Annotated in this window: 17 protein-coding genes and 1 pseudogene; 15 read left to right on the top strand and 3 right to left on the bottom strand. The window is 40.2% G+C overall.

Annotated features, from left to right (window positions below):
* The 10 genes and pseudogenes from BSG1_RS07810 to BSG1_RS07770 form a co-directional block, all read left to right on the top strand.
* Nucleotides 1–1,560 (top strand): peptide chain release factor 3 (locus BSG1_RS07810; RefSeq protein ID WP_006836433.1); only part of this gene is annotated, 1,560 nt, incomplete at its 5' end.
* Between the two features lie 186 nt (nt 1,561–1,746).
* Nucleotides 1,747–1,941 carry a hypothetical protein gene (locus BSG1_RS19780; protein ID WP_006836432.1) on the top strand — a complete coding sequence of 65 codons (195 nt, stop codon included), beginning with the start codon at nt 1,747–1,749 and terminating at the stop codon, nt 1,939–1,941.
* Between the two features lie 24 nt (nt 1,942–1,965).
* Nucleotides 1,966–2,661: pseudogene (locus BSG1_RS07805) on the top strand (nuclease-related domain-containing protein); the annotation flags it as partial.
* A 633-nt stretch (nt 2,662–3,294) separates the two neighbouring features.
* Nucleotides 3,295–4,317, top strand: a complete 1,023-nt coding sequence (locus BSG1_RS07800) for an EAL domain-containing protein (protein ID WP_006836427.1) — start codon at nt 3,295–3,297, stop codon at nt 4,315–4,317.
* Between the two features lie 286 nt (nt 4,318–4,603).
* Nucleotides 4,604–7,684, top strand: coding sequence for an efflux RND transporter permease subunit (locus BSG1_RS07795; RefSeq protein WP_044022577.1), 3,081 nt, complete (start codon nt 4,604–4,606; stop codon nt 7,682–7,684).
* A gap of 147 nt (nt 7,685–7,831) precedes the next feature.
* A complete protein-coding gene (locus tag BSG1_RS07790) occupies nt 7,832–8,920 on the top strand; it encodes an SDR family oxidoreductase (protein ID WP_006836425.1) in 1,089 nt (362 codons plus the stop codon).
* 133 nt (nt 8,921–9,053) lie between these two features.
* On the top strand, nt 9,054–9,521 hold the full coding sequence (locus BSG1_RS07785) for a hypothetical protein (protein ID WP_006836424.1): 468 nt from the start codon (nt 9,054–9,056) through the stop codon (nt 9,519–9,521).
* Nucleotides 9,522–9,840: 319 nt separating this feature from the next.
* Entirely contained in the window at nt 9,841–10,962 is a 1,122-nt protein-coding gene (locus BSG1_RS19775; protein WP_052302371.1) for a DUF5667 domain-containing protein, read from the top strand.
* Between the two features lie 171 nt (nt 10,963–11,133).
* Nucleotides 11,134–11,886, top strand: coding sequence for an RNA polymerase sigma-I factor (gene sigI, locus BSG1_RS07775; RefSeq protein WP_006836421.1), 753 nt, complete (start codon nt 11,134–11,136; stop codon nt 11,884–11,886).
* Nucleotides 11,883–12,977, top strand: coding sequence for an anti-sigma factor domain-containing protein (locus BSG1_RS07770; RefSeq protein WP_006836420.1), 1,095 nt, complete (start codon nt 11,883–11,885; stop codon nt 12,975–12,977). Before sigI ends, BSG1_RS07770 begins: the two co-directional genes overlap by 4 nt.
* Before the next feature lie 53 nt (nt 12,978–13,030).
* Here the strand turns inward: BSG1_RS07770 and BSG1_RS07765 are convergent, their stop codons facing one another.
* Nucleotides 13,031–13,222 (bottom strand): alpha/beta-type small acid-soluble spore protein, encoded by a 192-nt coding sequence (locus BSG1_RS07765; RefSeq protein ID WP_006836419.1) that lies wholly within the window; start codon nt 13,220–13,222, stop codon nt 13,031–13,033.
* A gap of 181 nt (nt 13,223–13,403) precedes the next feature.
* Here BSG1_RS07765 and BSG1_RS21080 point away from each other — a divergent pair, with 181 nt between their 5' ends.
* Nucleotides 13,404–13,580 (top strand): hypothetical protein, encoded by a 177-nt coding sequence (locus BSG1_RS21080; protein ID WP_198008213.1) that lies wholly within the window; start codon nt 13,404–13,406, stop codon nt 13,578–13,580.
* Nucleotides 13,567–13,710, top strand: a complete 144-nt coding sequence (locus BSG1_RS20795) for a hypothetical protein (RefSeq protein ID WP_006836417.1) — start codon at nt 13,567–13,569, stop codon at nt 13,708–13,710. Before BSG1_RS21080 ends, BSG1_RS20795 begins: the two co-directional genes overlap by 14 nt.
* A gap of 85 nt (nt 13,711–13,795) precedes the next feature.
* Here BSG1_RS20795 and BSG1_RS07755 read toward each other — a convergent pair whose 3' ends face one another.
* Both BSG1_RS07755 and BSG1_RS07750 read right to left on the bottom strand, forming a co-directional pair.
* Nucleotides 13,796–15,553 (bottom strand): B12-binding domain-containing radical SAM protein, encoded by a 1,758-nt coding sequence (locus tag BSG1_RS07755; RefSeq protein WP_006836416.1) that lies wholly within the window; start codon nt 15,551–15,553, stop codon nt 13,796–13,798.
* A 712-nt stretch (nt 15,554–16,265) separates the two neighbouring features.
* Nucleotides 16,266–17,318: an acyltransferase family protein gene (locus BSG1_RS07750; RefSeq protein WP_006836413.1), complete on the bottom strand. Its 1,053-nt coding sequence runs from the start codon at nt 17,316–17,318 to the stop codon at nt 16,266–16,268.
* Between the two features lie 276 nt (nt 17,319–17,594).
* Here BSG1_RS07750 and BSG1_RS07745 point away from each other — a divergent pair, with 276 nt between their 5' ends.
* The 3 genes from BSG1_RS07745 to BSG1_RS07735 all read left to right on the top strand — a co-directional run bounded on the left by BSG1_RS07745 (nt 17,595) and on the right by BSG1_RS07735 (nt 20,997).
* Nucleotides 17,595–19,760, top strand: coding sequence for a PAS domain-containing sensor histidine kinase (locus tag BSG1_RS07745; protein ID WP_006836411.1), 2,166 nt, complete (start codon nt 17,595–17,597; stop codon nt 19,758–19,760).
* Nucleotides 19,757–20,227 (top strand): methylated-DNA--[protein]-cysteine S-methyltransferase, encoded by a 471-nt coding sequence (locus BSG1_RS07740; protein ID WP_006836410.1) that lies wholly within the window; start codon nt 19,757–19,759, stop codon nt 20,225–20,227. Before BSG1_RS07745 ends, BSG1_RS07740 begins: the two co-directional genes overlap by 4 nt.
* A 185-nt stretch (nt 20,228–20,412) precedes the next feature.
* Nucleotides 20,413–20,997, top strand: coding sequence for a DUF2087 domain-containing protein (locus BSG1_RS07735; protein WP_006836409.1), 585 nt, complete (start codon nt 20,413–20,415; stop codon nt 20,995–20,997).
* Nucleotides 20,998–21,189: the final 192 nt, after the last annotated feature.

Genomic DNA, 21,189 nt, shown 5'->3' with positions numbered 1-21,189 from the left:
CTAAAGGATGAAGTTCTTTCCAGAAGAACGTTTGCCATAATATCACATCCGGATGCCGGTAAAACGACATTAACGGAACAATTGCTGTTATTCGGAGGAGCCATCAGGGCTGCCGGTACAGTTAAAGGAAAAAAGACAGGTAAGTTTGCGACCTCAGATTGGATGGAAATCGAGAAACAAAGAGGAATCTCGGTAACGTCTTCTGTGATGGCCTTTGACTATGATGGATATCGGGTAAATATACTTGATACACCTGGTCACCAGGATTTCAGTGAGGATACTTATCGTACTCTTATGGCCGTAGACAGTGCCGTGATGATCATTGATTCGGCCAAGGGTATCGAAGCCCAAACCATAAAGCTGTTTAAAGTTTGCCGGATGAGGGGAATTCCAATCTTCACCTTCATCAACAAGCTCGACCGGCAGGGAAGGGAACCCCTTGAAATCCTCGAAGAATTGGAAGAAGTTCTTGGGATAGAGTCCTACCCGATGAACTGGCCGATTGGAATGGGGAAAGAATTCCTCGGAATTTATGACAGACATTATAACCGGATTGAGCAATTCAGAGTAGAAGACGAAGAAAGATTCCTTCCGCTGGACGAGAACGGGGAACTGATGGGTGATGAAAAACTTAAATCCTCAGGACTTTATCAACAAGCATTGGAAGATGTTCAGCTCTTGAATGAAGCCGGAAATGACTTCTCTAAAGAGAAAGTTGCCAACGGAACACTGACACCTGTTTTCTTTGGAAGTGCATTGACCAACTTTGGGGTGCAGACATTCCTGGAAACCTATTTGCAGTTCGCTCCGTCTCCTCAACCACGAAAAGCGGATGTCGGCAGCGTGGATCCTGTCAAAGAAGAATTCTCTGGATTCATCTTCAAAATACAGGCCAATATGAATCCTGCTCACCGTGACAGAATTGCTTTTGTTCGTATCTGCTCCGGAAAGTTTGAAAGAGGAATGAACGTGACACTGGCCAGAACGGGGAAATCCATCAAACTGTCTCAATCAACCCAGTTTCTTGCCGATGACCGCAGTACTGTGAATGAAGCGGTCAGCGGGGATATCATCGGACTTTATGACACGGGCACTTATCAAATTGGCGATACACTCGTTGAAGGGAAAGAAGTCATTCAATACGAGAAGCTTCCTCAATTCACCCCGGAATTGTTCATGAGGGTAACCGCCAAAAACGTTATGAAACAAAAGCACTTTCACAAGGGAATCAATCAACTTGTACAGGAAGGTGCGATTCAGTTATATAAAACACTACGGACTGAAGACATCATCATAGGTGCCGTTGGACAGCTTCAATACGAAGTCTTTGAACACCGCATGAAAAACGAATACAATGTCGATGTCATCATGGAAAACATCGGAGGCAAAATCGCCCGCTGGATCGAAAATGAAACAGATGTTAAAGATTCGATGTCAAGCTCCAGAAGTCTCCTTGTTAAAGACAGACATGGCCGCCTTGTATTCCTGTTTGAAAATGACTTCGCAATGAGATGGTTCCAGGACAAAAATCCGGATATCAAGCTGTATAGCTTACTGTAAGCTGTTTATGGAACAGAGGGATGAATTTTTGCCCTCTGTTTTTTTGGGGGTTTTTTGCGGTATTGCTCCAGGGGGCCCAACAAAAATTTTATGGAATTTGAAGTGTGAGAAAAGAATACTTTAAGTTAGTTTTTATGGAATGAAAAGGAAAATAATTGTAAAAAAAAATGAAAGGAGAGATGTTTATTGATTTTGAAAGAACGTGTGGAAAAAGACGAATTGAAGATTCTCAGGTCATTGGATGCAAGAACTAAATTGTCGGAAGTGGTAAAGACCAATTTGATTTCCTCAGAAAAAGGATACCAAGGAGAACTCAAATTTGATCAATGGGCTATTCCGTTGCACAAAAAAAATGGTGTTTCTGAAAGATTTGCTGATTGAGTATCAGGGGTCGCCTTTCAAGTTGATTCCTGTGCATTTGCCTCCAACACCATCTTCCACTTTGAAGTCAAAAATTTCGAAGGAGACTATAGAATCAAAGAAGGTTTGTGGATTAATCCTCTTGGAAAAGAAATTAAAGATCCCCTACTGCAAATGAAAAGAGCTGAATCACTCTTCCGGCAGCAGGCTCAAAAACTTGGCTTCAATCCTCTTGTTGAATCATACCTCATTTTTGTAAATCCAGAATTCTACCTTTATAATCCCCCTGATAATCCGTCCATCATTTATCCAGCTCAGTTAAACAGATTCATGAAAAAATTACAAAATCGTTCTTTGAAAGTAAGTAAATTAGATATAAAGCTGGCAGAGAAACTTTTAGCCCTTCATATCAATGAGTCTCCTTATTCCAGGCTTCCCGAATATAAATTTGAGGATCTCCGGAAGGGAATACTTTGTTTTAATTGTCGTCGTTTATATCATAATGTTGAAGGCAGGTCTCTTGTATGCGATTATTGCGGCGGCAAAGAGAATAATCAAATAGCTATCTTACGAACAGTGCGGGAGTTTCAGCTCTTGTTTCCTCATGAAAAATTGACTACTAATAAGATCCTCACTATGTGTGGGGGGATTTATGAAAATCGCACGGTTCGTAAAGTTCTTTTGGATAACTTTGAAAAGATCCGTTCAAGAAACCATGCTTTTTATGTAGATAAATCTTAATCATTTGGGTTGTAAGAGTATCTTTACGAGTTAAGAATGACAAAAATAGTTTCTCCAAGTCATGAGAGAAGAAAAAGAGAGGAGGAAATTGCCTTGAGGGGACTTTTCAAGGACATGAAGTAAGAAAAAGAGAGAGGAAAGTGTCATGAGGAAGTTTCTCAAGGACATGAAGTCAGAAAAAGAGAGAGGAAAGTGTCGTGAGGAAGTTTCTCAAGGGCATGAAGTCAGAAAAAGAGAGGTGAAAGTGTCATGAGGAAGTTTCTCAAGGACATGAAAGAAGAAAAAGAGAGGGAAAAGTGTCGTGAGGAAGTTTCTCAAGGACATGAAAGAAGAAAAAGAGAGGGAAAAGTGTCGTGAGGAAGCTTCTCAAGGACATGAAAGAAGAAAAAGAGAGGGAAAAGTGTCATGAGGAAGTTTCTCAAGGACATGAAAAAAGAAAAAGAGAGGGAAAAGTGTCGTGAGGAAGCTTCTCAAGGACATGAAGTCAGAAAAAGAGAGGTGAAAGTGTCATGAGGAAGTTTCTCAAAGACACAAAAAGACAGATTGTACCCACCACTTAACAAAAAATGATAAACTTAAACAAGATAAAAACAACAAGAATAACATTCAACTGGCAATAGGAGAAGAGTACTAATGAAAAATACATGTATCAACTGTGGAGTCTCAATCCCTTTCTATGAAAGAGGGATATTGACGATTCAGGGCAAGGAAGCGCTGAATGTCAGCACCCTCTCATTTTCTGGTGAACGTTCAGAAAAATACACATATCACTTTAAATATAAAAGTTTCAGTGATTTATTGAAGATGCTTCACGAAATAGAGCCGGCCCTATCAAATGGCAGCTGGGGAGCGGGCTTTTCAGAGGGATTGCAAAATATCAGGATCCTTCCCTTCGAAGATTTCAAAAAAAGAATGGTTAATCGTGAAGCGGTTGAATTCATTCAGAGGGGGAAACTGCTAAGCTACTTCCAGCCCATCATCAATTTACAACAAAATGAAGAACTATATGGGTTTGAATCCCTTCTGAGGTCTGGAGACGATGAGATGGTAATCTCTCCGGCTGTTCTATTTCAGACTGCGAATGAAACAGGTCTGCATTCCCTTTTAGACCAAAGAGCCCGGGAGACAGCTATACGATGCAGAAAAGACCAACTGACGAAGGGGATAAAAAGTTTCATAAACTTCCTTCCATCCACCATCTATAATCCAGAGTTCTGTCTCCAGCATACATTCAGTTTCGTAGAAAAATATGATGTCGATCCTGCCGACCTTGTTTTTGAAGTAGTGGAAACAGAAAAAATCGAGGATGTTGAACACTTAAAGAGTGTATTTGAAGTCTACAGAAGAGAAGGGATGAAAGTTGCCCTTGATGATGTAGGGGCAGGGTTCGCGACATTGGAAATGCTTAGCAAGCTAAAACCTGATTACATGAAAATCGATCGTGCTTATATAGACCACTGTGATGTTAAGAAAGATCATCAGGAATTTCTCATAGAAGTAACTCGTATATCCAAGGAACTGGGCATCCGGGTGCTGGCTGAAGGCATCGAAAGAAAAGAAGAACTTGAATATTGTAAGTGGCTAGGTGTGGATTTGGCACAAGGTTATTATATTGGAAAACCAGTAAGAGAAGCGAAAGTTCCTCTTTTCAATTAGTCTATTTTTGAACAAGAAGGGGTTAATGAGGCCGCTTCTTTTTTTTATGACATAATCTTTAGCGCCGTGGTTGTTTACAGCTGAGCTAACCGGTCACAAACCCTTACCAAAGCCGGCCTCATTCTAACCCAGCTGCATTTGAATTTTTTACCATGATTATTCCTATACTAAAAATGCTGAGTAAGAAGCTTAAATCTTGATAGCCAAAGGGACAAGAATTATAGTAAGTGTAAATCCGAAATAATTGGAATTTACGCAGTTCGTTTGTCGGGGAAGGAGATTTTGGATGAAAATAAGTGATTTTTCTATAAGGAGACCTGTTTTTACAATCGTTACGATGGTTTTGATATTGATTTTAGGAGGGGTCTCACTGCTGAGAATCCCTCTCAAACTGATACCTGATATTAATCCGCCGGTCGGCGTGGTTGTTACTACATATGAGGGAGCAAGTCCGACAGAGGTCGTGGAGAAAGTGACAAAACCTCTCGAAGATACACTGGCTACCTTGCCGGGAATCAAGAGTATCCAATCCACTTCACGTGAGGGATCCAATTTTATCCTGCTTGAATTTTCATGGACTACTTCTATTGATGAAATACAGGATGAAGTACTTCAGAGATTGGATGGTGTTCCTCTTCCGGATGATGCAGAAGATCCGCGTTTTTTGAAGTTTGATCCTTCACAATTTCCGATCATCCAGGTTTCATTAAAAGAAACAGACAATGTGGAAAACCTTCAAGATCTTGCGGAAGATTTGAAGCTCGATCTGACCAAAACTGAAGGGGTGGCAAGTGTCAATGTCTCAGGTGTGAACGCAGATGAGATTGCCATTGAACTCGATCAGGAAAAGTTGAAAGAGTACAGGCTGACACAGAGTGATGTGGTAAATACAATAAGGGCCAATAATATCACAATGCCGGGGGATACCATTACTACCGGTGAAAAAACGCTGACGACAAGGGTCGTGAGCCAGCTGGACGATGCGGAAGAAATCGCCGGACTGGTCATTGGGAAAAACCCCGAGACTGGCAAGAATATCGTCCTTGAAGATGTAGCAGAGGTCGAAAAGAGAAAACAAGAAAGCAACACGATTACAAGAGCAGACAGGAAGGATGCGGTCCTTCTTAGTGTCCTTCAAGAATCTGACGCCAATACTGCAGAAGTCTCTGATGCTTTTCAGGATAAGCTCAACCAGCTCATGGACCAGGACCGATATGGAAATATCGAAGCTGACATCCTGTTTGATCAAGGAGACTATATAAAAGATGCAATTGGAAACATAGCGAATTCGCTTATCTTAGGCGGGGCATTTGCAATGCTTGTATTATTTCTGTTTTTAAGAAATATCAAGAGTCCTCTTATCATTGGGGTAGCCATTCCTTATTCAGTAATTGTCACATTTGTCCTGATGTTCTTTGCCGATTTCGCGCTGAACATTATGACACTTGGTGCGCTTGCTCTGGGCATAGGTATGCTTGTGGATAATGCAATAGTGGTGATTGAGAATATCTACCGTCACCTTTCAATGGGGAAAGATCCGAAACAGGCGGCAAGGGACGGTGCCAAAGAGGTGGGAACAGCCATCACGGCCTCTACGCTGACGACCGTTGCTGTATTCTTACCGGTAGTGTTCATATCTGGGTTGATCGGGCAGTTGTTCACTGAGTTTGCTTTGACTATCTCATTTAGTCTGTTTGCCTCTCTTGTTGTAGCCTTGACAGTCATTCCTATGCTGGCAAGCAGAATGTTGAAGACATCCAAAGGAAATCATGAGGCAATTAGAAGACGTTCCAAATCAATGAAAACATTCGAGAAAAGCATTCATTGGTCGTTGAAACATAGATGGGCGGTTCTATTGATCACCACCATTTTCCTCGCAGCGGGAGGATTTGGGCTGACGACGGTCGGGACGCAATTCCTGCCTCCAACGGATGAAGGATTCTTTAACATGAACATTAAATTGGAGAATGGTTCCTCGTTGGAAGAGACCAACAGTGTAGTAGAAGCCATTGAAAATGAACTGGAAAAAGAAGAAGCAATCGACGTGTATGTTTCGTTAACTGGGACAAACCAGGAGCAATCATTCAGAGGCCAGTCAAACAGGAATATTGCCGAAATATACGTCAAACTGAAACCGCTTGAAGAGAGGGGAATTTCAGTTTTTAAACTGGTTGATCAGTTGAAGCCGAAGATAGAGGAAGCTGCACTAACGCAGAATGAAACGGCGAGTGTAGGATTTAACTTACAATCCACCTCAGGACAAAGTCCGCAGACGCTAAGCTTTAGCGTTAGAGACACCAATAGTGAAAGACTGAATGAAGCAGTTGAAAAGATACAGAAAAGCCTGGAGTCAGCGCAATCTGTAACAGATGTGAAAACCGATCAAGAAGAATTGATTCAGGAGGTCCAATTGATCGTTGACCGTAAAGCTGCCCTTGATGAAGGGCTCGTGCCTGCAGGTATAGCCCAAACCGTCAACGATGTTACCCGGGGAGTTCCTGCTGCGCAGATTGTAGGAGATGCCGATGATATTTATAATGTTTTCGTCAGATATGACAGGGAAATCACGGAGAATCTTGACAGTCTGAAAAAATTAGAAATTCAGAATGCACAAGGACAATTCATTCAACTTGATAAGGTGGTAGATTTTAGTATTGAGGACGGTCCGGTCAGGATCCAAAGAATTGATCAGCAAGGGTCTGTTCAGTTTACTTTGAAATATTCCTCAGAGACAAACTTAGGGGAAATCTCCGAAATAGTAGATGAAAAAATAGCCGGGCTTAACATTGCCGAAGAAACCGAGGTAACGTTCTCAGGTGACAGGGAGCTCATGGAAGACTCCATTGATGATATGGTTCTTGCGATCGGATTGGCGATCATTTTGGTCTATATCGTGATGGCTGCGCAGTTTGAGTCCTTTAAGTATCCTTTTGTCATAATGTTCACAGTTCCTCTGATGGTGATCGGTGTGGCCTTAGCGCTGACAATCACGAGAACACCGATCAGCATTTCGGCCGTCATAGGGGTCATCGTTCTTGCCGGAATCGTCGTCAATAATGCAATTGTGATTGTCGATTATATCAATCAAAAGAAAGCAAATGGGATGGACAGTTATGAAGCGATAGTTGATTCTGTTAAAGACAGGGCAAGGCCAATCTTAATGACCGCATTAACAACCATCCTTGGTCTGGCACCGCTCGCACTTGGCCTTGGAGAAGGAACAGAAATCAATCAGCCGATGGGAATTACTGTTATAGGGGGACTTGTGAGCTCCACCCTCCTGACTCTCTATGTCATACCTGTCATGTACAGCCTCTTTGATAAAAAAACAAGAAGAATGAAGAGGAGAAGAAGAGCATATCAATAAACAGTAGCTGTTATATAGGAATAGTAAAATAGACGAAAAATCTATACATGCCTTTTTACCTCAAGATAGAACTCCAGCGTGATTCTATCTTGAGGTTATTTTTTTGTGCAAAAGACTGAATATTAAGAAAAGACAGGAGAGAAGAGGATGGCCAACTATTTTATGACAGGTTTTCCTGGTTTTATCTCAAGTGAACTCATTAAGGAGACATTAAAAAGACATAAGAATGACGTGATTTATTGCCTGCATCTGCCAATAATGAAAGAAAAAGCCTTGGTTGAAGCGAAAAGAATTGAAGCGGAAGCAGGGACTTCACAAAGAATCGTTCTTATTGAAGGGGACATTTGTCAGGAAGGTTTAGGCATATCCGCTTCTATAAAGGAAAAACTGATGAAAGAGATTGACTATGTGTGGCATCTGGCAGCCATATATGATCTCTCCGTTTCCTTAAAGAAAGCTTACATGGTAAATGTAATAGGGACCCAAAATATTAATCAATTCTGTCTAGAGCTGCAAACGCTAAAAAGATATGTTTATTTCAGTACCGCATTTGTGGCGGGTGCGCGGGGCGGTAAGCTGCTGGAGTCTGAACTGGTTAAGCCTGAGTGCTTTCATAACCATTACGAAGAAACAAAATTTGAAGCAGAATGCCTGGTAGAAGGAATGAAAGAACAGCTCCCTGTTACCATTTTCCGCCCTGGCATTGTTAAAGGCAAATCTGATACGGGTGAAACGTGCAAATTTGACGGCCCCTATTTCATCATGAACATGTTTCACCGACTTTCCTTTTCACCGATTATCCCTTTAATTGGAGATGGGGAAAGCTTTGTGAATATTGTCCCGGTGGAATATGTTACTGATGCCTCGATTTATTTGGGACATCATCCGTCAGGAATTGGGAAAACGTATCACCTAACAGATCCCCATCCTCATAAAATCAAAGAAGTCTACAGCTCTATCTTATGGGAAATGAGAAGGAAAAAACCTATTGGAAGAATTCCGCAGAATTTGGCTTCATCGCTTTTGAAATTTTCACCTCTCCGCAAATATTTGCGGGTGGAAAAAGAAGCATTGGACTACTTTTCATGGAATGGCTTATTTGATTGTACAGTCACATTAGAGGATCTGAAATCGACCGGTATTGTTTGCACAGATTTTTTAGACACAGTAGGAAGCATGGTTGAATTTTATAAAAGGAATTGTGAAAAGCAAAATTATCATGTAGCGATTGATTAAATCAACACACTAAATCAATTGGCTGTTATTGTGACAAATGATCACTTGAGATGTAAATAAAAGTAATAAGAGGTTCCAACTCTGTGCAAACTATATACAATGAGACAAAATGGAGGAGATGGAATGAGAGTGAATGCATAATAAATCGATAAGTAAGCTCGAAGCCATCTTGTGGAGTATTGCTCTTCCAGGTTTTCCACAGCTATTAATAAATTCAGTTATAAAAGGTATTTTTTTTGTTGCCCTGGAATTCCTCATCAACGTCCAAAGTAACTTCAATGAGGCCATAAGATTAAGTTTTCTTGGTGAAACCAGATTGGCAGCCGAAGTGATTGATTATCAATGGCTGATGTTCTACCCTTGTCTTTATATGTTTGCGATGTGGGATGCGTTTAAAAGCGCTGAAGGAGAAAGAGACAGGTATTCATTTCTCCCCTTCGTTTGCACTGCATATACGGTTACGACAGGCTTGATGCTCGCACCTAAAGTTTTTATTAAAGAAGTCTTTATCGGTCCTATTTTTTTCCCCATGCTTTGCGTTATCCCGGGAGTAGTGGCAGGTCTTTTTCTGCAATACTTGCTGCAGAAACGAACATACTAAATCCCGATAGGAAGTTATTTGACTGTGCAAATCTAAGTAAGGCTGCAAAAAGGTGGATAAGAGTTGAATATAAAAACCTCTGCTGATTAAAGGTAAGAGGTTTTTTTGCTATTTTTGATAAGGATCTCTACGAAGGAGACAATAAGATTACTTTCAAAATTGGGTCTTGAACTAAGTCTGGCTTGCAGCAGATTGGTGCACTAAAAGCTCTTTAGGCTAATAGAGGAAATAATAATTCATAGTACCCCCACAAGCTATTGGAAGTTCTCGTAACTTTGTAATGAGCGATCGCTTGAAAACAATTTATGAGGTGAACACATTGTCAAAACTAACAAGAACATCAGTAGCATTATTAGCAGCAGGAACTTTTTCATTTGGGAGTACATATGCATATGCAAATGGAAATGAATCAGAAACATTCGAAAAAGTTGAATTTCAAATTGAAACAGAACAATCGTCCAATGTAATTGTCAATGATGACGCTGTCGCGGAATCTGTACAAGCAGAATTGGATTCTTTAGAAGATGTCCAAGAATCCCCTTCATTATTACCGGGAGATTTCTTTTATTTTGCAAAGCTTGCACTAGAAAAAATCAAGCTGGCATTTACGGCAGATGATGTTAAAGAAGCAAAACTGCTAGCTGAATTCGCAGCTGAACGATTAGCGGAAGCACAAGTATTGTTTGAAGCGGGAGAAGAAGAAAAGGCAATAGAAACAATTGAAAAAGCACTGAAAACGATGGAAGAAGCTGAAGAAGGTAAAGAGGATTCAGAGGAAGAAGTAAAAGAGGACAAAGAAACTGAAGAAAACACTGAAGAACCAGCGGTGGAAGATAAAGAAGTTGATTCAGAAGAGTCCCTTAATGAAGTAGAAGAAGTCATAGCTCAAAATATTATTGCACTTAAGGCTGCACTCGAAAAGGTAAAGAATCCTGTGGCCAAAGCAGCTCTTCAAAAAAATATTGAAAAAACTTACGCAAAATTAGCTGAAAAAATAGCTAAGTTAGAAGAGGAAATGGGAGACGATCTACAAGAAGAGCCAGCGCTGGTTGAAGAAGTAGAAGCTGAAATTGAAACTAATACAACTGATGATACAGAAGAGAAGGTGGAAGAAACAGAAGCGAACGAAACAGAAGAAGCTGCTCCCTCTACAGTACCAGGAGTGAAAAAGGCGGAAAGAGAGCAAGAAAAAGCTGCTCATAAACAAGAAAAGGCAGAGAAAAAAGCAGAAGCAAAACAAGAGAAAGCTCAGCAAAAAGCAGACAGAAAACAAGAGAATGCTGAGCGCAAACAAGAAAAGGCTGAAAGAAAACAAGAAAGAGCGCAAGAAAAGGCTGAAAGAAAACAAGAAAGAGCACAAGAGAAAGCTGAAAGAAAACAAGAACAGTCAGCCGATAAGGGCAAACATAAGGAGAAAGAAAAAGACAAGGACAATAACTAAAAAGGTTCTAGCATGAGTAGGATTAATCTTAGCGGACATTAGTTCAGGAGGCGGCCTTTTTGACTTCGTTTCCTTCAAGGAGCGGGGGAAGAAGGCAGCCTTTTCCATGCTGAATCATCTTTCGTATTAATCTTTACATGATATAATAAGGGTCGGAATGAGGTGAGACTAATGCTGAATGTATTATTAATCTTTGCAGCTCGAAGAAATAAAAAACGCCAGTTAGAAATCCTTGCGAAAGAAATTCAAGAAGGTAATGAAGAAGCTTTGAATCAAGTACTCGTGGATTATAAGCCTTTTGTGAAAAAGACTGTTTCTTCTGTCTGTAAAAGGTATATATATGAGAGTGATGATGAATTCAGCATTGGTCTTATAGCATTTCACGACGCACTTCTTAAGTATAACAGTGACCGCGGAGCCTCGCTTTTAAGCTTTGCGGAAGTGATTATAAAAAGAAAAGTTATCGACTATATCAGAATGAACGGCAGACACCAAAATATCAGTGTGGAAGTGAATACTGAAACTGAAGATGGTGAAGTCCAAAATAGGATAACGGACACCCTTTCCATGGAAGAATATGATCGGGCAAGAGTGGCAAATGAAAGAAAAGAGGAGATATTGGCTTTTACAAGAAAGTTGAAGGAGTATTCTCTCCGTTTTGATGATCTCGTGAAAAATTCTCCTAAACATGAAGATGCCAGGCAGAATGCCATTTCAATAGCAGAACTGGTAGTCTCTACACCATCTCTGCTGGAATACTTGCAGGAAAAAAAACGCTTGCCGGTTAAACAATTGGAAAAAGAGGTAGGATTCAGTCGTAAAACAATAGAAAGAAACAGAAAGTATATTATTGCCATCACTATTATTATGATGGGGGATTTTAATTATCTGAAGGATTACTTAAAAGGGCGGATGAAACAATGAAAAAAGGGATCGTTATGGAGGTTAAACCAAACACTATCATCATGATGACTCCTGAAGGCGAGTTTATAAAGACCAGAAAGCAGCCATCGGTACAGTATGAAATCGGTGAGGAATTAACGTTATTTCCACAGATGGAAGAAACCAAAACAACCATTTTTCAGCGGTTGAGGGAGAATCTGCATGTAAAACCTGTTTTATCTGGGGCAGCAGTATTACTGATGTTATTATTTTTACTTCTTCCTTCCTTAAATGAACCTGAAGTGTATGCTTATGTATCAGTTGATATCAATCCAAGCTTTGAGATGAGTATCAATCAGGATCAAGAGGTAATGGATTTAAAGCCCTTTAATGCAGAAGCGGAAAAGATACTGGAAAGAATGCCTGAATGGGAAGGAAACTCAATCATCGAGGTAACAGACGAGATCATAGAGTTAAGTTCAAAGAATGGCTATATGGACGATCAAAAGAAAGTAACGGTCACAACAATCTTTACGGAAGAAGCTGAAACAAAAGCAAGGAAATCGATTGAAAATGAGCTTAAACAGCTTACAACGGAGAAGCTCAAAGAAGGCACGGCCGATATCGCGGTAGTCGAAACGAGCATCGAAGTCAGAGATGAAGCCAAAGCAGCAGGGATGACAGCAGGTCAGTTAATACAAAAAAATGAAAAAACAGAGAAGAAGCAGGCTGTTGAAAAGGATGCCAAAGATGATTCCTCCCCTTCTCAAAACCCTGTGGCTTCAAAAAAGGAAAAGCGCAAAGAAAAGTCAAAAGAGATTCCGGTTACAGATAAAAGGCCGCAACATGTGAAGCAAAAACAGGCTGTTAAACCTGATAATTCAACTGCAAATAGGAACGGGCATGACAACGATACCAATGAAAAGAAAGAAAAGGAAAACAACGGTAAAGGTAATGGGCAAAACCCTCCGGCTATTGAGAAAAAAGCCTCAATGACGGAAAAAGACCGTGGGAGTGGCCACTCTAACGGTGATAAAAAACAAGAAAAACCTCCAAAAGAAAGAAATGGCAAGGATAAAAAAGAAAAAAGCCAAAAACCAGATAATGACAAAGAAAAAGGAAATGGAAACTAAACAAGGCTGCCTCAACGGCAGCCTTGTTTGCTATGAGCAATGAAAATTGACTGTTATTTTCCTTTAAGCTGTGTTTGAGCTTGTTTCACAAGACGTTTGGTGATTTCACCACCGACTGAACCGTTAGCACGGGATACTGTATCAGAACCAAGTGTTACACCAAACTCCTGAGCGATTTCATACTTAACTTGATCCATGAATTGCTCTACGCCAGGGACTAATAATTTATTTGAATTTCTAGCCATTGATTCGTTCCCTCCTTGTATAAGTATTTTTTGTATCTACTGTTATCATTTCACCAACTTAAAAGAAAATGAGTGGTAATTTTTCGCATGCCTGGATACAACAATGTACATTAACGAATGGAATGAAAAAAAGGATCCTGGAAAAACTAAGGTAAGTAAACACTTAAAGGAGCTGATCTTCATGGCTAAACGAAAAGCGCAATTCGATGCAGCAGAGAAAAATAATAAAACTCCTAGAAAGAATCTGGCGGAAGAAAAAGATTTCAGTGCTGAATTCGCGCAAGATGAAAACCCGGCTAAAGCAAAAAACAGAAATTCAAAACATGGCAGGGAAGGCAGAATGAATGATGAAAGATAACCCTAAAAAGCAAAATGAAAAACAGAACTTTCAAGAAGAGTTTGGAATGGAATTTGGAGACTTTAACGCCGCCAAGCATTTCGAGATTCCAGAGGCCAATAAAAAACAGGACAAGAAGAAAGATTGCTGAACTATAAAATAAAAAATGTTAAGCCGGAGAGGCTTAACATTTTTATTTGCCATTATTGCTAAAACAATTATTTCTGATTGTAAATTCAACTCTGCTTGTGTAATAGTTTTGATTCCGGGATGGTAAAGAGTTGTGCTGCCCCGGAAGCTGGTTCGTAATAGGCCAGCAGATAGCAGGATTCATCTATAATCCCTGTTGAAGATGGAGTAACCGGGAGCTTTTCTACAAGCGTGTGCTTATGCAAATCTTTCTCGTTTAATCCCAGGTTTGTGAAGTCTTCCCCTAATAGTGACTGGTCTTGAATGATCAGCTGATACACTTCTGAGCGGTCACGTTTTTCCATCTTGGACTGCCACCATGCCTTTCTTGGTTTGTAACGCTGATTCTTCAGATAGTCATACTTCATGGTGGCTTCTATTGTAGGAAGCAATTCATGACTCGACTCTGACAGGAATTCATGAAGCCTTTTAAACAAATCTTCGAGCTGGTGTCCAATTCTTGACCAACCGCGTTCCTCCCAATAGGAGCCGAAGCTTTGGAAGAAATCAAATGGTGTCTCGAATACATGGGTGACGAGATATTCAATTGTTTCATCCATGCGGTGGTCGTTCCAATACTTTTCCAGAACATCCTCTACCTGTTTGATTCTTACTATATCGTCAAAGCTTAGAATGTTATTTCCAAGAATTTCATACGGTGCATTGTCCATGTAAATATAATCATGCTTATCCGCATTGATTCTTAGCCCAGTGCCCCTAAGCATTTTAAGGAACCCCAATTGCAGCTCCTCTGGCCTTAAAGCAAACACATCATTGAAAGTCTTGCGGAAAGATTGATAATCCTCTTCTGGCAGACCGGCAATGAGATCCAGATGCTGGTCGATCTTCTGGCCATCTTTAACCATAGTGACGGTTCTTGTCAGTTTGGAGAAATTCTGTTTTCTCATCACTAGGTCGTTTGTTTCATCGTTGGTGGATTGAACACCAATCTCAAACCGGAACAACCCGGCAGGTGCTTCCTTATTTAAGAAATCAATGACCTCCGGGCGCATGATATCGGCTGTGATTTCAAATTGGAAGACTGTTCCAGGAAGGTGTTCGTCAATCAGGAAGCGGAACATTTCCATAGCATAGCTTCGGCTGATGTTGAAGGTCCTGTCAACGAATTTGATCGTCTTGGCCCCATTCGCCATAAGGAATCGGATATCATCTTTAACTTTTTCCCTGTCAAAGTAGCGAACTCCCACTTCAATAGAAGAGAGGCAGAACTGGCAGCGGAAAGGACATCCGCGGCTGGTCTCAATGTACGTAACGCGTTTTGATAAACTCTTTAAGTCTTCCTCAAAACGGAATGGTGACGGTAACTCTCTTAGATCAAGTTTGTTTCTTTGAGGGTTGATTTTCACTTTACCTTCTTTAAGATAGCCGATACCATTCACTTCATCCCAGTTTTGACCTCCATAGATTTGCTGGAGAAGACTCTTGAATGTTTCTTCACCTTCGCCAATGACGAAGAAGTCAACTTCAGGCAATCGTTCTAGCCAATAAGGGACATCGTAGGAGACTTCAGGGCCTCCAAAAATGATGACAGTCTCGGGAGAAATCTTTTTCAGCATTTTGACTACGGATATTGTCTCTTCTATATTCCATATATAACAGCTGAATCCAATTACATCAGCTTTTTTTGTATAAAGATCTGACACAATATTCATCAGCGGATCTTTGATGGTATATTCCGAAATTTCGACCTGATATTCAGGTTCCGAAAATGCCTTGAGGTTCCTGATAGCTAAATTTGTGTGTATATATTTAGCATTCAGAGTGCTTAATACAGCTTTCTTCATTATAAAAACTCCTTTATGTATCTAACTTTTCAGGTAATTGAAACAGTCGTCAATAAGTTAGACCAATAGTACTTTAACATTGTACCCAAGCCAGGCTCCAAACTCAATGTTATTCGGTATTTTGTACTATTTCCAAATTATATGAAGGATTTTGGCATAACAGGTGAGAATATGTACTTAAATAAAAGCTTTGTTATAGGCTGATGTGTGTTTAATAAACGGTGCTGCCTGATTTCCGCTCCAGTTGCGCGACTCCGCGGGGCAGGCGGTGAGCCTCCTCGGCTTTGCCTGTATAAAAAGTGGAAGCGCCCTGTTCAGCCCCGACAGGCAAATGTTCCTCAGCGAAAAAAAGGTGACTTTCCTTTTATTCGCTGAGGGTTATTTGACCCCGAGGGGCTGGGTGCTGCAACTGGATTGGGGGTCTCACCTGTCCCGCTAATCCCGCAGGATGTCGCACACCTTCCGCTCCAATCAACCGTTATATATAAATTCACTGAAACCTTCTTATAAACTTATAAACGTGATGACGTGATTGATGGGGGCAAGAAACACCTATTTTTAAAGATTGGAAGCAGGGACAAACCAATTTCGAATATTCAGCATTTAATCCTGAATAACAACATCATTAACTAACAAAGCCAAATAAAAGACCGGCAAAGATGCCGGTCTGATTTATGTGAAGCTGTCGTGAAAAGTGTTTTTTGAAGTTCATTTAGAATTTCGTTTGTTCTATATACTTCTTTTTTGAGTTTTTTAAATCTTTTAACAACTCTGTGAGTTTGCTTGTTTTCAGTTCGATCAAAGGTTGAGTCAAAGAAGTCAACGGCCGGCTTGACAACACTACAGTCAGAATGAATGAAGCGGCAACCAGTAAGGTGATTGACTGGATGGGTGGAAGGAGGTCCTGATAGGGACTTTCCCTGAAAAATTTTACGAAGAAGCCATGTATCAGATACACATATAGCGTACTTGCTCCCCATTTGGTGAAAAAGTGTCTGCTCTTTGGTACAAAGGCAAAAAAGCTGAAAGACATTGCAATATTCAACACATAGACCATGCTTCGCGCCAACGGACTGAGAAGATCCTTGCCTCCGAGCTGTTCATAAGACTTTGACCCCAGCAGCCATTTATCCGAAAATTCCGGGACTAAAAACATAAACACTAATACTGCTGCCGGAATGACTGTTGCTGCAATCCGGACTTTGCCCATTCTAAGCTTGGAAAAATGCTCTTTTCTCATATAGTAACCAAGAAGGAACAAAGGGAAGAATACAAAGGTTCTAGAGAGGCTGAGGTAATTCGATACACCATCAACAAATCCAATAGAGATTCCTACAGCAAAAGCTATGAATAAACCTTTATTTTGTGGCAGTTTCCATTTGCGGACAAATAAATAAAGCAGGATATTCCAGCAGAATAAACTTAGTAAAAACCACATTGACCATTGTGGATTATAGATATCAATCGTCAAACTATGCTTATTGTATAGAAAGTAGTAATAGATCGAATAGATAACTTGAAACAAAAGATAAGGCAAGATCAGTTTTTTTACTAATTTAGGGATATAGCCTTTTTTATAAAAACCTTTTGCAAAAAAGCCTGAAACAATGATGAATGCCGGCATATGGAAGGTATACAACGTTTTATATAACGCCAGCACATACGGGTCGTTCTCAATGAAAGAACGGATGAAGTGTCCAAATACGACTAAAAAGATCAAAATGACCTTAGCATTATCGAAGTAATGATTTCGTTCTTTTTTCATGATGTTCACCAACTTTGAGGAATTTGAAAGACTGTCTGCAGGGCTCTTCCGCTGCTTATATACTTATGCTTCCGAAAAAACAACGCAGAGTGCAAGTGAGCCATCTTCAATTAATAAGGTAACAAAAATATAACTTGAAAGTACCCATTAAATTGATTCTTAAACTATTAATAACCAAATCGATATAAACCGAAATTAATCTGTAAACCTCTTGAAATGAAAGATAGATACTATGAGGAAAACGGCAAAGATGAATGGAAATAGGAGGAAAGTATAGTGACCAATAAACAAACATACAAGCTTGCTGAAGAACAAAGACCATCGGATACTATCGATTTCAGGGGAGTATTAGCGGCATCTCCCAATCCGATATTAATAGTGGATAAAGACTTGTCCATCATAGAAGCTAACTCATCTGCACTTGAATTATTGGAAATAGATGAAAATTCTTTACTGCGAGAATCATTTGTTCAATTTTTCCAAGCTGTGCCGTCCCCCATTCTTTCACAATATGAGAGTGCTGTAAGACAAGGCGGTGAAATAGAAGATGAGACGCTGATGACCACCGCAGCCGGAACAATTAAACATATAGATTTGAAGATTACCAAATTGAACAATAGTGAGTATGCTTTCTTATTCCTGAGAGATATAACAAGTGACCGTGAGAAGCAGAGAAATGAACACATGAACCTCCATATGTTAAACAATATATTTCAACAGGCTGCTGAAGGTATTCTTTTGTTTGATAGAGAGGGAAATATAAAGGAGGCGAACCAGGCATTCTGCAAGCAGGTAAATCTCCAGAAGAGGGACGTGCTGAACCGGAAGGTAGTCTCATTTATTCCCAGAAATTTTCACTTAAAGCTGATAAAAATTAAGGAGCTTTTGGATTCAGGCAGGCAGGCCAGGGGAGAGATGCCGATTACCCATTCTGAAGGAGTGTCTGTTGTTGAGTTTACAACGACTCCTTATGTCAACCATGAACTTCATATGGCGATTCTTCGTGATATAACTGAAAAGAGGCAAATGGAAATCCAATTAAAACGCAGTGAGGAGCTTTTCAAAGACCTGTTCGAAGAAGCTATTGATGCCATTGTTCTCTGGGACCAGGATGGCAGGGTCCTTCGTGCCAACAGATCGGCACTGAAAATATTTGAATGCTCCCTTTCAGAAATCTTGACGAAAAAAATAGAAGACTTTGTTTACCCATTGGAAATGTCAAAATTTGAGTCTGTCACCCAAGAACTGAAGGCTAAAGGAGCTGTCAGGGATGAAGTAATGTTCCTCATGCCGAATAATCAACTGAAGCATCTGGAATTCACCTCCAAACTTCATTCTGTCGACGGTTATAATATGACTATTTTCCGGAATGTGAGTGAGCGGCATCAAATGGAGAAGAGCCTCCGGGAAAGTGAAGAGCGTTTCCGTAAGATTTTCGAAGGAACCCTGGACGGGATGGTTCTTACCAATCATTCAGGCCAGGTGGTCGATGCAAATCCGGTAGCCCTTGAAATACTTTCATCAGATAAAGAGGAGCTGATCGGGAGTGACATCAAGGATATTTTTAAGATCAAGGAAAATGAAGATGAGGATTACCTGGAGTATCAGTCAAAGTTGAAAAGAGAAGGCCAGGCAAGTTTGTTGAAACTGAAAAAAATTGATGAAGAACGCTGCCAGCATCTTGAACTTTCATCGAAATACAACTTGCTTTCCAACTTGAATTTAACTGTTATAAGGGATATAACTGAAGAAGTCGAATTACAGGAACAGCTGCGGAAATCAGATACCCTGTCAGTAGTTGGAGAGCTGGCTGCGGGCATTGCTCATGAAATCAGAAATCCCATGACAGCGTTAAAAGGTTTTATTCAGCTTCTTGAGAACAGTATGCAAAGCGATCATGAAATGTATTTTCATGTCATAAAAACAGAGCTGCAGAGAATCGAATCCATCATTACTGAGTTTTTAATACTGGCAAAACCTCAGGCAGTTCAATATCAGGAAACCGACCTTATCAGAATCATGAAAGATACATTGGAATTACTGAATGCACAGGCAGTGATGCATAATGTGCAATTTAAGGAGCGTTATGACAAAGGGATACCTGCCGTCTTTGCAGAACCCAACCAACTGAAGCAGGTCTTCATTAATATCGTTAAAAATGCAATAGAAGTCATGCCTAAGGGCGGCTTGATTTCCATTGGAATATCAGCAAAGAATGAAGAAGAAGTCCGTATTTCAATTACAGATGAAGGAATCGGCATTCCGAAAGAAAAGATAAAGAAACTGGGCGAGCCATTTTATACTACGAAAGAAAGAGGGACAGGTCTTGGTTTAATGGTTACGTTTAAGATTGTAGAAGAACACGAAGGTACAGTTGAGGTAGAAAGCGAATTAGGCAAGGGGACCACTTTCCATATCGACCTTCCAAGCATGAAAGGATGAAATTCATGAGTTCAGCAAGCATCGTAATTTCCAGTCCGATTGGAAACTTGAAAATCACAGCGGACAATGAGTTCGTTACAAAAGTAGAATTTGTATCGGATCCCGAGTCAGGCAGTGAGAATGATATCTTGAACAAGGCAGCTTCTCAGTTTGACGAATATTTCAAAGGCGAAAGAAAAGCGTTCGATCTGCCAGTGAAATGGAAAGGAACCCCTTTCCAGGAATCTGTCTGGAATGCACTGCAGGAAATTCCTTATGGAAGTACATGCAGCTATAAAGATATAGCCGAAAGAATAGGCAGGCCCAAAGCAGTCAGAGCCATAGGTCAAGCAAATAAAGCCAATTCCCTTCCCATCATAATTCCATGTCACAGGGTAGTCGGGATAGATCAATCCCTGACAGGATATGCCGGCAAGCAAGTGGATAAGAAAGAAACCCTCTTGAAGGTTGAATTGGCCATTGAATAATACTCTTCTATAGTCTCAGATTTCTTGAGGCTTTTTATTTTGGAATGGATTGGGTGGTCCTCCTTCTATATAAAGGTCGACTGTTAACGGTTTTAGGAAAGGTTATCTGCAGATAAGCAAGTTGACAAAAACACCTAATTAGATGATAATTAAATTAGATGAACATCTAATTAGGAGGGGTTAGTTTGCAGCTGGATAAGCTGGTGGCTTTTTATAAGACGATAGGTGATCCAACAAGACTGAAAATTATTATGCTCTTGAAGGAAGGACCATTGCACGGGCTTGCGATAGCCGGTAAATTGGGACTTACTGCACCGACGATATCCCATCATCTCACTAAGCTCAAGGATATTAACCTGGTGTATTCTCGCAGGGAAAAAAATTCTCTGTATTATCATTTAAATAAGAAAGTCATCAAACATCATGGGAATGTGCTTTTGAATATGGCTGAAGAAAGCAAGGGGGGTAAAGGAGAGATGGAAAAGATACAGAAAGAAAAGCAAAAGGTTTTAAACAACTTCTTCACAAATGATGGAAAGTTAATCAACATACCTGCTCAGCGCAAAAAGAAATTATTCGTGTTCCAACACTTGATAGAAGGGCTGAAACCTGGTGTGAAGTATGAAGAAAAGGAAATCAATGAATATATAAAGAAATACCATGAAGATTATGCTACCATCAGAAGGGAATTCATAATTAATCACTACATGTATAGAGAAAATGGAATTTATGAACTGAACCCAAAAGAAATGTGGGCAACGATAGAATAAAGTTGCAAAATCCCCAGTCCTCACTACGGACTGGGGATTTTGTCGTTTTCCGTCAGATTAAAGAGGAATCCACAATTTGTTATGGGAGATTTTGTCTTCTTTTATCGATTCTATTTACTTTTAATCTAAATGTTGCGATACTTCAGAGGTATCGTTGTTTTTTTAATGATCTTTGACAGAAGAACATTCTGA

The organism is Bacillus sp. SG-1, assembly GCF_000181495.1.
Classification (GTDB): domain Bacteria; phylum Bacillota; class Bacilli; order Bacillales; family Bacillaceae_B; genus Rossellomorea.
Note: the sequence above shows the minus strand (reverse complement) of the source record. Positions and strands in the feature narration are given on the sequence as shown.

What these genes read in the sequence shown, in the direction of transcription:
- BSG1_RS07785 (WP_006836424.1), top strand. Translation starts at nt 9,054, where the DNA reads ATGCATAATAAATCGATAAGTAAGCTCGAAGCCATCTTGTGGAGTATT.
- BSG1_RS07790 (WP_006836425.1), top strand. Translation starts at nt 7,832, where the DNA reads ATGGCCAACTATTTTATGACAGGTTTTCCTGGTTTTATCTCAAGTGAA.
- sigI (WP_006836421.1), top strand. Translation starts at nt 11,134, where the DNA reads ATGCTGAATGTATTATTAATCTTTGCAGCTCGAAGAAATAAAAAACGC.
- BSG1_RS07765 (WP_006836419.1), bottom strand. Translation starts at nt 13,222, where the DNA reads ATGGCTAGAAATTCAAATAAATTATTAGTCCCTGGCGTAGAGCAATTC.
- BSG1_RS07750 (WP_006836413.1), bottom strand. Translation starts at nt 17,318, where the DNA reads ATGAAAAAAGAACGAAATCATTACTTCGATAATGCTAAGGTCATTTTG.
- BSG1_RS07740 (WP_006836410.1), top strand. Translation starts at nt 19,757, where the DNA reads ATGAAATTCATGAGTTCAGCAAGCATCGTAATTTCCAGTCCGATTGGA.
- BSG1_RS07770 (WP_006836420.1), top strand. Translation starts at nt 11,883, where the DNA reads ATGAAAAAAGGGATCGTTATGGAGGTTAAACCAAACACTATCATCATG.
- BSG1_RS07795 (WP_044022577.1), top strand. Translation starts at nt 4,604, where the DNA reads ATGAAAATAAGTGATTTTTCTATAAGGAGACCTGTTTTTACAATCGTT.
- BSG1_RS21080 (WP_198008213.1), top strand. Translation starts at nt 13,404, where the DNA reads ATGGCTAAACGAAAAGCGCAATTCGATGCAGCAGAGAAAAATAATAAA.
- BSG1_RS07800 (WP_006836427.1), top strand. Translation starts at nt 3,295, where the DNA reads ATGAAAAATACATGTATCAACTGTGGAGTCTCAATCCCTTTCTATGAA.
- BSG1_RS07755 (WP_006836416.1), bottom strand. Translation starts at nt 15,553, where the DNA reads ATGAAGAAAGCTGTATTAAGCACTCTGAATGCTAAATATATACACACA.
- BSG1_RS20795 (WP_006836417.1), top strand. Translation starts at nt 13,567, where the DNA reads ATGATGAAAGATAACCCTAAAAAGCAAAATGAAAAACAGAACTTTCAA.